Origin of the sequence: Azospirillum sp., assembly GCF_035627195.1 — a bacterium.
Lineage (GTDB): Bacteria > Pseudomonadota > Alphaproteobacteria > Azospirillales > Azospirillaceae > Azospirillum.
The window spans coordinates 1-11,130 of the sequence record NZ_DASPMG010000214.1; the positions used below are offsets into that span (position 1 = coordinate 1).

Annotated in this window: 14 protein-coding genes and 1 tRNA gene; 8 read left to right on the forward strand and 7 right to left on the reverse strand. The window is 69.4% G+C overall.

Translation table 11 applies throughout. From position 1 onward, the window contains the following. Positions 1–316: 316 nt before the first annotated feature. Positions 317–1,192 (reverse strand): NAD(P)-dependent oxidoreductase, encoded by an 876-nt coding sequence (locus VED21_RS19535; protein WP_324885097.1) that lies wholly within the window; start codon positions 1,190–1,192, stop codon positions 317–319. Between the two features lie 233 nt (positions 1,193–1,425). On the opposite strand from VED21_RS19535, the gene VED21_RS19540 reads away from it, so the two are divergent. Next, complete coding sequence (locus tag VED21_RS19540; RefSeq protein WP_324885099.1) at positions 1,426–1,644, forward strand: hypothetical protein; 219 nt, start codon at positions 1,426–1,428, stop codon at positions 1,642–1,644. A 104-nt stretch (positions 1,645–1,748) separates the two neighbouring features. On the opposite strand, the gene VED21_RS19545 is transcribed toward VED21_RS19540, so the two are convergent. Continuing rightward, positions 1,749–2,747, reverse strand: a complete 999-nt coding sequence (locus VED21_RS19545; protein WP_324885101.1) for an SDR family oxidoreductase — start codon at positions 2,745–2,747, stop codon at positions 1,749–1,751. Between the two features lie 114 nt (positions 2,748–2,861). On the opposite strand from VED21_RS19545, the gene VED21_RS19550 reads away from it, so the two are divergent. After that, the gene (locus VED21_RS19550; protein ID WP_324885103.1) at positions 2,862–3,239 is read left to right on the forward strand and encodes a sensory rhodopsin transducer; all 378 of its coding nucleotides are present in this window, start codon (positions 2,862–2,864) and stop codon (positions 3,237–3,239) included. Here VED21_RS19550 and VED21_RS19555 read toward each other — a convergent pair. The 4 genes from VED21_RS19555 to VED21_RS19570 form a co-directional block, all read right to left on the reverse strand. Next, positions 3,224–4,186 (reverse strand): 4Fe-4S binding protein, encoded by a 963-nt coding sequence (locus tag VED21_RS19555; protein WP_324885105.1) that lies wholly within the window; start codon positions 4,184–4,186, stop codon positions 3,224–3,226. The two genes, VED21_RS19550 and VED21_RS19555, sit on opposite strands and share 16 nt — an antisense overlap. 198 nt (positions 4,187–4,384) lie before the next feature. Further along, the gene (locus VED21_RS19560) at positions 4,385–5,284 is read right to left on the reverse strand and encodes a calcium-binding protein (protein WP_324885107.1); all 900 of its coding nucleotides are present in this window, start codon (positions 5,282–5,284) and stop codon (positions 4,385–4,387) included. Between the two features lie 541 nt (positions 5,285–5,825). After that, positions 5,826–5,902: transfer RNA gene (locus tag VED21_RS19565), tRNA-Pro, on the reverse strand. Positions 5,903–6,017: 115 nt separating this feature from the next. After that, the gene (locus VED21_RS19570) at positions 6,018–7,037 is read right to left on the reverse strand and encodes a polyprenyl synthetase family protein (protein ID WP_324885110.1); all 1,020 of its coding nucleotides are present in this window, start codon (positions 7,035–7,037) and stop codon (positions 6,018–6,020) included. A gap of 100 nt (positions 7,038–7,137) precedes the next feature. On the opposite strand from VED21_RS19570, the gene VED21_RS19575 reads away from it, so the two are divergent. From VED21_RS19575 to VED21_RS19590, 4 genes are read left to right on the forward strand one after another with little or no spacing between them, the layout of a single operon-like run. Then, positions 7,138–7,353 (forward strand): DUF2007 domain-containing protein, encoded by a 216-nt coding sequence (locus VED21_RS19575; RefSeq protein ID WP_324885112.1) that lies wholly within the window; start codon positions 7,138–7,140, stop codon positions 7,351–7,353. Further along, a complete protein-coding gene (locus VED21_RS19580) occupies positions 7,350–8,144 on the forward strand; it encodes a tRNA1(Val) (adenine(37)-N6)-methyltransferase (RefSeq protein WP_324885113.1) in 795 nt (264 codons plus the stop codon). The genes VED21_RS19575 and VED21_RS19580 overlap by 4 nt, the downstream gene beginning before the upstream one ends. 33 nt (positions 8,145–8,177) lie before the next feature. Continuing rightward, entirely contained in the window at positions 8,178–9,047 is an 870-nt protein-coding gene (locus VED21_RS19585; protein WP_324885116.1) for a S49 family peptidase, read from the forward strand. Positions 9,048–9,057: 10 nt separating this feature from the next. Next, positions 9,058–9,438, forward strand: coding sequence for a cyclic nucleotide-binding domain-containing protein (locus tag VED21_RS19590; protein ID WP_324885118.1), 381 nt, complete (start codon positions 9,058–9,060; stop codon positions 9,436–9,438). Here VED21_RS19590 and VED21_RS19595 read toward each other — a convergent pair. Continuing rightward, on the reverse strand, positions 9,428–9,655 hold the full coding sequence (locus VED21_RS19595) for a type II toxin-antitoxin system HicB family antitoxin (protein ID WP_324885120.1): 228 nt from the start codon (positions 9,653–9,655) through the stop codon (positions 9,428–9,430). The two genes, VED21_RS19590 and VED21_RS19595, sit on opposite strands and share 11 nt — an antisense overlap. 136 nt (positions 9,656–9,791) lie before the next feature. Here VED21_RS19595 and VED21_RS19600 point away from each other — a divergent pair, with 136 nt between their 5' ends. After that, positions 9,792–10,055 (forward strand): hypothetical protein, encoded by a 264-nt coding sequence (locus tag VED21_RS19600; protein WP_324885122.1) that lies wholly within the window; start codon positions 9,792–9,794, stop codon positions 10,053–10,055. A 98-nt stretch (positions 10,056–10,153) separates the two neighbouring features. Further along, complete coding sequence (locus VED21_RS19605; RefSeq protein WP_324885124.1) at positions 10,154–11,020, forward strand: glycine--tRNA ligase subunit alpha; 867 nt, start codon at positions 10,154–10,156, stop codon at positions 11,018–11,020. Positions 11,021–11,130 lie beyond the last annotated feature (110 nt).

An 11,130-nucleotide genomic window follows, 5' to 3' on the forward strand; every position in this document is an offset into this window, starting at 1 on the left:
TTCGGGTCGCGCGGATCGCGAACCTCTCGGAAAATCTCAATGAGCGACTGCATCGCGCGTCTCCTGAAGGAAAAGGCCACTTCGGTCTCTTCCTTCAGGTCAACAGGCGGAGAGCGCTTTACTCAGATGCGATAGCCCTCCACGAAGTGGGAAGGGTGGGGGCAACGGCCTATCCGAGAATCCACGTGTAGGTTGGGTTGAGCGCCAGCGAAAACCCAACGCTTCTTGCATCGGGGACGGTGTGCGGACGGTGTTGGGTCCAGACCCAACCTACAGGCTCCCTCCCCCGCCGAGGGCAGGGGAGGGCATATGAGGGCTACCTCCCCAACCGCTTCATCAGACTGGACGTATCCCACCGCCCGCCGCCCAGCTTCTGGACGTCGGCGTAGAACTGGTCGACCAGGGCCGTGACCGGCAGGGTGGCGCCGTTGCGCCGGGCCTCGTTCAGGCAGATGGACAGGTCCTTGCGCATCCAGTCCACCGCGAAGCCGAAGTCGAATTTGTCGTCCAGCATCGTCTTGGCGCGGTTCTCCATCTGCCAGGACTGGGCGGCACCCTTGGAGATCACGTCCACCACCTTGTGCGCGTCCAGCCCGGCCTTCTGCGCGAAGCTCATACCCTCGGCCAGGGCCTGGACGAGGCCGGCGATGCAGATCTGGTTGACCATCTTGGTCAGCTGCCCGGCCCCGGAGTCCCCCATCAGCACCACGGAGCGGCCATAGGCGCGCATCAGCGGCTCGGCCGTGGCGAAGGCCGCCGGGTCGCCGCCGACCATGACGGTCAGCACGCCGTTCTCCGCCCCCGCCTGCCCGCCGGACACCGGCGCGTCGAGGAAGGCGATGCCGCGCTCCGCCGCCTTCGCCGCCATCTCGCGCGCCACCTCGGCGGACGCCGTGGTGTGGTCGGCCAGGATGGCGCCGGGCTTCATGCCGCGCAGGGCGTCGCCGGCCACCTGCCGCACGTCGTCGTCGTTGCCCACGCACATGAACACCACGTCGGCCCCCTGCGCCGCCTCGGCGGGTGTTCCCGCATGCTTGCCGCCATGCCGGGCGGCCCAGGCCTCGGCCTTGGCCGTGGTTCGGTTGTAGACGGTCACGGCGTGGCCGGCCTTGGCGAGGTGGCCGGCCATGGGAAAGCCCATGACGCCCAGCCCGAGGAAGGCGACGGTGCGCGGTGCGGCGGAATCGGTCATGCCCGGTGTCTCCCCTGAGAGGAATATCCTGGCCGCGAGGGTAGGCCGGCGCGGGGCATCGGGAAAAGGCCGGAATCGCCGCCGCCCCGCCGCCGCCCCGCCGTTACCCGGCCGGTCGGGGTGCGGCCACGCGGCACCCTTGTTCCGCGCGCGCGATGTGTTAAAGACTGGGGTGACACTCGCCGCGCCGCAGCGCGGCATCTTGCCGACAGAACAAGGGAAGGAATTGCCGCATGTCGAGCTTCCAGGACGCCCCGGACGACCGTTCGGAATTCACCTCCGAGCAGGAGAGCGCCATCCGCATCGTCGCCAACAGCCTGCACCGGCTGAACGAGGCGGTGACCAAGGCCGTGGACGCCGGCATCACGGTGGAGCTGATGCGCACCGCCCGCTACCACAACGAATCGGGCAACTGGGGCGACCAGCTCACCCCGGTCATCCGCACCAAGTAAGCTTCCCGTCCGGCGCCCCACGCCGGAGCGACAAGAGCGCGACGACGGCCCGCCCCACCCGGCGGGCCGTTTTCGTTATCAGCCGCCGTCTTCAGCTTCCGTCCTCACCGGCTCGCCGTCTGCCGCGCCAGCACCGCCGCCCCCGCCACCAGCGCGAAGCCGGCCGCCGCCACCAGCCCGCGCGCCGTCGCGGCGCGCACGAAGCGGCCGGGCATGTCCGCCTGCCCGTCGAAGGCGCCGTGCGTCGCGTGCACGCCGGGCACCGGCTCGTACAGGTTGTCGCGGTAGCCGGGCGGCAGGTTCCGGCCGCGCAGCTGCGCCTCATAGGCGTTGTGGGCCAGGAAGCGGTCCATCAGCTTCGGCGCCACGTACTGGCCCAGGATGGCCTGCGCCGTGCTGCTGCCCACCCACAGCTCCCGCCCGCCGTGCTGCGCCGCCCAGACGATGGCGTCGGCCGCGCGTTCCGGCTGCATGATGGCGCCCACCGGGCGCGGGCGCTTGCCGAAGCGGGTGCGGGCCCAGTCGAACTGCGGCGTGTTCATGGCCGGCAGGTGCACCATGGTGATCCGCACGTCGCTGCCGTCGTGGATCAGCTCGCAGCGCAGCGAATCGGTGAAGCCGACGATGGCGTGCTTGGCCCCGCAATAGGCCGCCTGCAGCGGGATGCCGCGGTAGGCCAGCGCCGATCCCACCTGGATGATCCGCCCGCGGTCGCGCGGCAGCATGCGCCGCAGCGCCGCGATGGTGCCGTGCACGTAGCCGTAATAGGTGACCGCCGTCACCCGGTGCAGCTCGTGCGGTTTCAGCTCCTTCACGGGGGAGAAGACGGTGGCCATGGCGTTGTTGACCCACACGTCGATGGGGCCGAACGCCTCCTCCACCGCCACCGCCGCGCCGTCCACCGCGCCGAAGTCGGCGACGTCCGTCACCATGGGCAGCGCCTGCCCGCCCAGCCGCTCCACCTCGCGCGCCGTGTCGACCAGCGCGTCCGGCTCGCGCGCCAGCAGGCCGACGCGCGCACCCAGCCGGGCGAAGGCGTGCGCCGTGGCGCGGCCGACGCCGGCCGAGGCGCCGGTGATGACCACCGTGGGGCTGTCTCTCATGGCCGATGCTCCTTCTGCCGTCCCCCGAACATGTCCCCCGGAACAACGCGCGGCGGAACCCGTCGTTGCGCGCGGGGTTGTGCGCGTGAAGGAAACAAGCGGAAGGAGAGCGGCATGCCCGCCCCGATCGGCCGCACGCGCTGGGCCATCGCCGAGGGCTACATCCCCGGCTGGAGCCACGGCCCGGCGCCGGAGATGGAAAGCCACGAGACGGTCTGCATCCTCAACGCCGGCGACGAGGACGCCCAGGTGCGCATCACCGTCTTCTTCGAGGACCGGGAGCCCGCCGGCCCCTACCTCTTCACCATCCCGGCCCGCCGCACGCGCCACCTGCGCTTCAACGAAATGAAGGCGCCGGAGCCGGTGCCGCGCGAAACCCCCTTCGCCAGCGTGATCGAGTCCGACCGCCCGATCGTCGTGCAGCACACCCGCCTGGACAGCCGCCAGGCCGAGAACGCGCTGCTCAGCACCATCGCCTACGCGGGCGACTGACCCCCGGCAAGGATCGGCACCACGGTCTGCCGGCGCGGCGCCAGCCGTTCCAGGATGACGCCCAGCGGCCCGCAATGGTCGACGCACAGCCGGCAGCCGGTGCAGTCCTCCGGCGCCACCAGGAAGGCGGGCGGGTCCTCGCGCAGGCGGATGGCGCCCGTCGGGCAGACGGCCGCGCAGGCGCCGCAGCCGGGGCATGCCCCGGCGTCGATGGACGGCACCCACGGCCACAGCACCGCCGCGCCGGCCCACCCCTCGGCCCACCCCTCGGCCGGTTCCGGCAGCCGGCGCGCGGGCGGCACGAAGCCGTCCTCCACCGCCTCGCCGTCCTCCGCCGGCAGCGAGTCGAAGGCGAGCTGCGCCCGCCACGGCACCGGCGAGCGCCGGCTCAGCACCAGCGGCGACAGGCCGCGGCTGTCCAGCAGCAGGTTCAACTCCGCCACCGCCGCGTCCAGGCGCACGGCGGTGCCGCCGCCGGTCGGGCAGGCGGCGCAGCGGTCACGCGCGATGACGAGGCGCCGCACGCCGCCCCGGTACAGGCGCAGCAGGTCGGACAGCCCCAGGGCGTTCAGGCAGGGCAGCACGCCCTCCACCGCGTGCTCACCGTCGCGCGCGCCGTTGCGCAGCCCGGTCTGCGCGCAGGCGGCGAAGGCGACCACGCGCCCGGCGACGATCCGCCGGGCCGGCGTATGCGCATGCGCGATGGCCCCCGCCGGGCAGGCCGGCGCGCACAGCCCGCACCCGTCGCAGCCCCGCGCGTCCAGGCAGGGCGCCCCCGTGACCCCGGCCCTCCACGCGCCGGTGGGGCAGGCGTCCACGCAGGCCCGGCAGGATGCCCCCGCCCCGCCGGCGTGCACGCACCGCTCCGCCGCCACCGCCGGCAGGCCGATGGCGTGCAGCGCCCGGCTCAATGGGGACGCGCCGGGGGGAGCGATGTTGCGTTGCATGCCCGCATCGGTACAAGCCACAGCCGTCGGTTGTCAATTCGTACACATCGACACGGGTGTGATGCGATGTCGCGGGGCGGCGGCTTCAGGGCGCCCTGCTCTCTCGGAAGTGCGGAGGGGGTGGCGGACTGACCACCCCGGTGCGGTTCACCCTGTCGGCGTGCCGGGAGTCGCCCCCGGCCAAGCCATGCCCCCAGCCTACCCGACGGTGATCCAACTGGTGTTGAAGGATGCCTGCGGAATGCCGACGATGGTAATCGATCCTCCGCCGGAAAGTGCAAGGAGTGTCGAGCCATCGGCCGCCGAACCGACCGTGTAGCTCATGCCGGCACCAAGATTGATGCGATCACCTTGCGCAGCATCAAAGCCGATGAGCCGGTCCGCGCCCTCGCCAGGCATGAACATGAAGCGATCACTGCCCAGGTTCCCAGCAAGATAATCGTCACCGAATCCGCCGGAAATCAGGTCGTCGCCTTGGCCTCCAAAGATCGCATCATTATCCTGGCCGCCGAAAATCGTGTCGTTGGCCATGTTGCCGTAAAGTATGTCGCTGCCTGCGTTCCCCTCTACATAGTCGCCGTCCTGCCCGCCGAATATGGTGTCATGAGCAGCGAGCCCGTAGAGTATGTCAGATCCCTGGTTTCCATACAAAATATCGTTGCCTTCCAGTGATCCAGACCAGTTCCCGTCTCCAATCAGTGTATCGTTCCCAGCCCTTCCGGAAAGCAAGTCATCCCTTGGTCCTCCTTCCAGGTAGTCTCCGTGATTTGACCCAACTACGTCGGACCCAAGGAATACGTGCGCATCGTAGTTGTTGGCCATGGATGATACGGAGCTAATTGTGGTCGCGTATCCAAAATGATTAAACTGACTTATAACAAGCTCATCGCCGTTGTATTTCTCAATGGTCTTTATATATCCGCCGGTGAAGTTTCCGAAAGAGTCGAGGTTGAACTCTCCTTTTATGACATATCTTCCAGAGGAATTTACCGCGCCGATCGACGAACTGGTTACCGACGTCATGCGCAGATCGGCAAGGTTAAAATTCAGCGCATTTCTCGTGTCGAGCGCGTAATTATCGCCAGCGGTAATGGACATGCTGCCTCCCTCCCGTCGGTGCAAAGCAACGTTGTTGATCACATATTGCGCACCATTGGTAATATATGAAGACGTCTGGGGCAATTCCTTTCTAACGAGTGTTGCTATGGAAGCGCGCCACCTGGAGCCGCCCGCAGGGAGGAAGGTTCGCCTCCGACGGCCTGACCGCCTGCGGCTTCGCTTTCCTGCTGCGCAGTTGCGCCGTGGAATGGCAGCGTGTCTTGCGCCCCGGCGGGCGCGCCCTGGGGTTCATCGACCGGCCCGGCGTCAGGGCGACGTCGCTAAGCATGAGCGAGAACGGCGCGGGCCAGAGCCGGCTCTGATGGTGCCGGCTATCGGCGGCTCGCTTGCTACGCGCTCATCAGCAGCGCTCCCCATCCGCCGAATACCGGCGGATCGGTGTGTCATGCAGCCAAGCTCCGGGGAAGGCTTCGCGCCAGATTTGCGCGGCGCCCGCCGCGACGGCGCAGAATGCATGGACGTCTGCTGGGATCTAGAAACGACGAAGGGGTTCGCGTTGCCGCGAACCCCTTGTCTTTGCTGGTCGGAGAGAGAGGATTCGAACCTCCGGCCCCTGCCTCCCGAAAGCAGTGCTCTACCAGGCTGAGCTACTCTCCGGTCCGTTCCACCCGGCGGCTCGTTGCCGCCCCGCCGTGTGTGGAGCGGGGTTATAACGGCTCCGTTCGGGGTCGGCAACCCAAAAAAATGGCGCCGGCCAAAAAAACGCCGCCTCCTAAAATTCCCGGTCGATCACGAAATCGATGACCTCCAGGAGGGCGTGCTTGACCGGGCTTTCCGGGAACAGGCCCAGCGCGTCGCGGGCGATGGCGCCGTAGTGGCGGGCGCGCTCCACCGTGTCCTTCAGGGCGTTGTGCTTGGCCATCAGCTGCTGGGCGCGCTCCAGGTCGCCGTCCTGCTGCTCCAGCTCCTCCATGGCGCGGCGCCAGAAGGCGCGCTCCTCGTCGTTGCCGCGGCGGAAGGCCAGCACGACGGGCAGGGTGATCTTGCCCTCGCGGAAATCGTCGCCCACCGTCTTGCCCAGCTTCGCCTGCTTGGCCGAGTAGTCCAGCACGTCGTCGACCAGCTGGAAGGCGATGCCCAGGTTCATGCCGTAGTCGTAGAGCGCCATCTCCTCCGCCTGCGGGCGGTTGGCGACCACGGCGCCGACGCGGCAGGCGGCGGCGAACAGCTCGGCCGTCTTGCCCTTGATGACCTCAAGGTAAGCCTGCTCGCTGGTCTCGGTGTCGTTGGTGGTCTGCAGCTGCAGCACCTCGCCCTCGGCGATCACCGCCGACGCCCTGGACAGGATGCGCAGCACGTCCAGCGAGCCCACGCCGACCATCAGCTCGAACGCGCGGGAGAACAGGAAGTCGCCCACCAGCACGCTGGCCTTGTTGCCGAACACGGCGTTGGCCGACGCCAGGCCGCGGCGCAGGTCGCTTTCGTCGACCACGTCGTCGTGCAGCAGCGTGGCGGTGTGGATGAACTCCACCACGGTGGCGAGCATCTTGTGGTTCTCGCCCTGGTAGCCGCACATCCGCGCGGCCGCCAGCGTGAGCACCGGGCGCAGCCGCTTGCCGCCCGCCGCGATCAGGTAGCCGGCGAGCTGCGGGATCAGATCCACCGACGACTGCATGTTCGCCAGGATCAGCTCGTTGACCGCCTTCAGATCGTCGTCGACCAGGGCGGTGAGGTCGTCGAGCGGCGTGGTGGACTTGCGCCGTTTCGGATCGAGGTTCGTTACGACGGCCAAGACCGGCTCCAATGGTGATTGACGTGGCACACGACGCCAGCGAGCATACCGGCATAGCCTCTTCGGTCAAGAGCGCAGGGCGTCTGCGGTTCGGCGGGTCATGAAGGAACTTCTGCGTACCACCGACGTCGTGCGTCTGTCGTGGGTCACGGCGCTGCTGGCCGACGCCGGCATCGACGCGGTCGTGTTCGACACGCACACCTCGATCCTGGAAGGCTCGATCGGCGCCATTCCGCGCCGTCTGATGGTGGCCGACGCCGACGAGGCCGAGGCGCGGCGCGTGTTGCGCGAAGCGGGGGAGGAGGTGCCGGAATGAGCGGGGGACAGGCGGTCTACTCTGATCCGGGGGCGGAGTTCGGCGCCGAGCCAGCGGCCATGGCGGTGGAGGACGCGCTGCTGGGCGGGCGCGTGCGCCTGGTGCAGCCGGCCCAGGGCTACCGCGCCGCCATCGACCCCGTGCTGCTGGCCGCGGCCACGCACGGCGGGCACGGCGTGCGCGTGCTGGACGTCGGCACCGGCACCGGCGCGGCGGCGCTGTGCCTTGCGGCGCGCGATCCCGGCGTGCGCGTCGTCGCCCTGGAAAAGCACCGGGAGATCGGCGCCTACGCCAGCCACAATGTGGAGCTGAACGGCCTGCAGGGCCGCGTCTTGCCGGTGATCGGCGACCTGCTGCGCCCGCCGCCCATGCTGGCGCCCGGCAGCTTCGACCGCGTCATGATGAACCCGCCCTACCTGAAGGCCGACGCCGCCACCGCGCCCCCCGGCGCCTGGAAGGCCGCCGCCAACGTGGAGGGGGAGGCGCGGCTGGCCGAGTGGATCGCCTTCGCCGCCGCCATGCTGAAGACCCGCGGCATCTTGACGCTGGTCCACCGCGCCGACCGCATCGACGAGATCCTGGCCCTCCTGCACGGCCGATTCGGCGGCGTCACGCTGTTCCCGCTTTGGCCGAAGGCGGGGGAGGCGGCCAAGCGCGTCCTGCTCTCCGCCCACCGCAACGCCAAGGGCCCCGCCAAGCTGGCCGCCGGCCTGACCCTGCACGCCCCGGACGGCCGTTACACCCAGGAGGCCGAAGCCGTCCTGCGCGACGGCGCGGCCCTGGTGCTTTGACCTCCGGCGCAACCGTCACCATCTAATGCGCCGATGACCATCCAATCCCTCCTCGCCAAACTCCCCTTCGGCCCCTGGCGCTCGCGCGGCCCGCTCGTTTCGGTGGTGCGGCTGGACGGCGTCATCGGCGACGTCGGCCCGCTGCGGCGCGGCCTCACGCTCGCGCACGTCGCCCCCCTGCTGGAGCGCGCCTTCGCGCCCAAGGAGCAGGCGGCGGTGGCGCTGGTGGTCAACTCGCCGGGCGGCTCGCCGGTGCAGTCGTCGCTGATCGGCAAGCGCATCCGCGACCTCGCGGCCGAGAAGAAGGTGCCGGTGCTGGCCTTCTGCGAGGACGTGGCGGCCAGCGGCGGCTACTGGCTGGCCTGCGCGGCCGACGAGATCTTCGCGGACGAAAGCTCCATCGTCGGCTCCATCGGCGTCGTCTATTCCGGCTTCGGCCTGCACGAGTTCATCCAGCGCCACGGCGTGGAGCGCCGCCTGCACACGGCGGGCGACAAGAAGGTGCTGCTCGACCCCTTCTCGCCGGAACGCGAGGACGGTGTGGCGCACCTGAAGTCCATCCAGGCGGAGATCCACGACAGCTTCAAGGCGATGGTCCGCGCCCGGCGCGGCGACCGCCTGAGGGGATCGGAGGAGGAGCTGTTCTCCGGCGCCTTCTGGGCCGGCCGGCGGGCGCTGGACCACGGGCTGATCGACGGCATCGGCGACCTGCGCGGCACGCTGCGCGCCCGCTATGGCGAGAAGGTGCGCCTGCGCGTGGTCGGCGAGCAGCAGAGCTGGCTGCGCCGCCGCCTGCATATGGGAGTGAAGGGCGGCTGGGCGGCGCAGGGTGCCGCGGCGCTGGCCGACGCGGCGCTGTCGGCGGTGGAGGAGCGCGCGCTGTGGGCGCGCTACGGCCTGTAGGGCAGGGCGCATGAACCCCACGGTGCTCAGCCGCCGCGTCTACCACAGCGGCCAGATCGTTTTCCGCGAGAGCGAGCCGGGCGACGTCATGTACCTGGTGGAGCGCGGCAGCGTGCGCATCTGGCGCGGCACCGCCGACGACCCGCTGGAGATCGGGGTGATCCCGCAGGGTGGCGTCTTCGGCGAGATGGCGATCTTCGACGGCAAGCCCCGCATGGCCTCGGCCAGCGCGGCGGAAGAGACGGTTCTGGTGCAGATCAACGGCGACAAGGTGCGCGCGGCGCTGCACAAGGCCGACCCGATCATCCCAAAGCTGATCCAGGTGATCCTGGACTCCGCCCGCAACCTCGCCCAGCAACTCGAAGAGGCGAAGCGCCCGCCTACTGGCTGACGGTTCGCAGCCGTTTCGACGGCGGCGGCACCGGCCGTCCGTCCTTCTCGGCGGCGGCGATCCAGGCGCGGATGGCCGCTTCAGCCGAGGTCACGGCTTCCGCCGGGGTGATGCCGCCGGCCGTGCAGCCGGGCAGGTCCGGCACCTCGGCGGTGTAGCCCTGCCCCTCCTCTGGCGACAGCGGGCGGACGATCACCGGATAGGCGGCGGCGTTCATGCGGGCTCCTTATGGGGTGGCGCTGCATTGAAGCTTGGTGCGGGCGTCGATGTTTTCTATACGGCGTTCGCGGTTTGGCGTCTTGCCCCCGCCTCTCTCCTTGACCCCGCGCGCGGGTTCCGCCCTAATCGCCGGCATGCTGTCGCTCTCCAAGATCCTGCTGCTCATCGTCGTGGTCGTCGCCGTGTGGTTCGGCTGGCGCTGGTACCAGCGCGTCGGCGACGTGGGGCGCGAGAAGCTGCGCGAGCGTGACGCCGCCCGCCGCCCGCAGGCCGGCCGCAGCTCCAGCGGTGGTGCCGTGGGCGCCGAGGACATGGAGAAGTGCCCGGAATGCGGGGCCTACGTGGCGCCCCGCTCGGCGGTGGCGTGCGGCCGGCCGGCGTGCCCGTACGGGCGATAGGGCGCGCGATCATCATGGTTGTTTCGGGGCAGCTTGATTCGGGGCAACCGCCCGCGTATCGTGCCGCGCGCCGCAACAAGAAGCCCAAGTGACCGCCCATGGCGTCCTCAAAGAGCCTGTCGTTCCAGGCCCTCATCCTCAAGCTTCACCAGTTCTGGTCCGAACAGGGCTGCGTGATCCTCCAGCCCTACGACATGGAAGTGGGGGCGGGGACCTTCCACCCGGCGACCACGCTGCGGGCGCTCGGCCCCCAGCCCTGGAAGGCCGCCTACGTGCAGCCTTCGCGCCGGCCCAAGGACGGCCGCTACGGCGAGAACCCCAACCGCCTGCAGCACTATTACCAGTACCAGGTGATCCTCAAGCCCTCGCCCGCCAACGCGCAGGAGCTGTACCTGGAAAGCCTGAAGGTGCTGGGCATCGACCCCGCGCTGCACGACATCCGCTTCGTCGAGGACGACTGGGAGAGCCCGACCCTGGGCGCCTGGGGCCTGGGCTGGGAGGTGTGGTGCGACGGCATGGAGGTGACGCAGTACACCTACTTCCAGCAGGTCGGCGGCATCGAGTGCGACCCCGTCTCGGTCGAGCTGACCTACGGGCTGGAGCGCCTCGCCATGTACGTGCAGGGGGTGGAGAACGTCTACGACCTGGACTTCAACGGTGACGGCGTGAAGTACGGCGACGTGTTCAAGCGTGCGGAGATCGAATACTCCGCGCACAATTTCGAACACGCCAACACCGCCATGCTGCTCCAGCATTTCAAGGACGCCGAGGCCGAGTGCCAGGCGCTGGTCGCCAAGGGCGTGGCGCTGCCCGCCTATGACCAGTGCATCAAGGCGTCGCACCTGTTCAACCTGCTGGACGCGCGCGGCGTGATCAGCGTCGTCGAGCGCGCCGCCTACATCGGCCGCGTGCGCGCGCTGGCCAAAGCCTGCTGCGAGGCGTGGACCGCCGGAGGGGCCCAATAAAATGGCCAAGCCCAACATGCCCGAGCTTCTGATCGAGTTCTTTTCCGAGGAAATCCCCGCCCGCATGCAGGCGCGCGCCGCCGACGACCTGAAGCGGATCGTCACGGAAA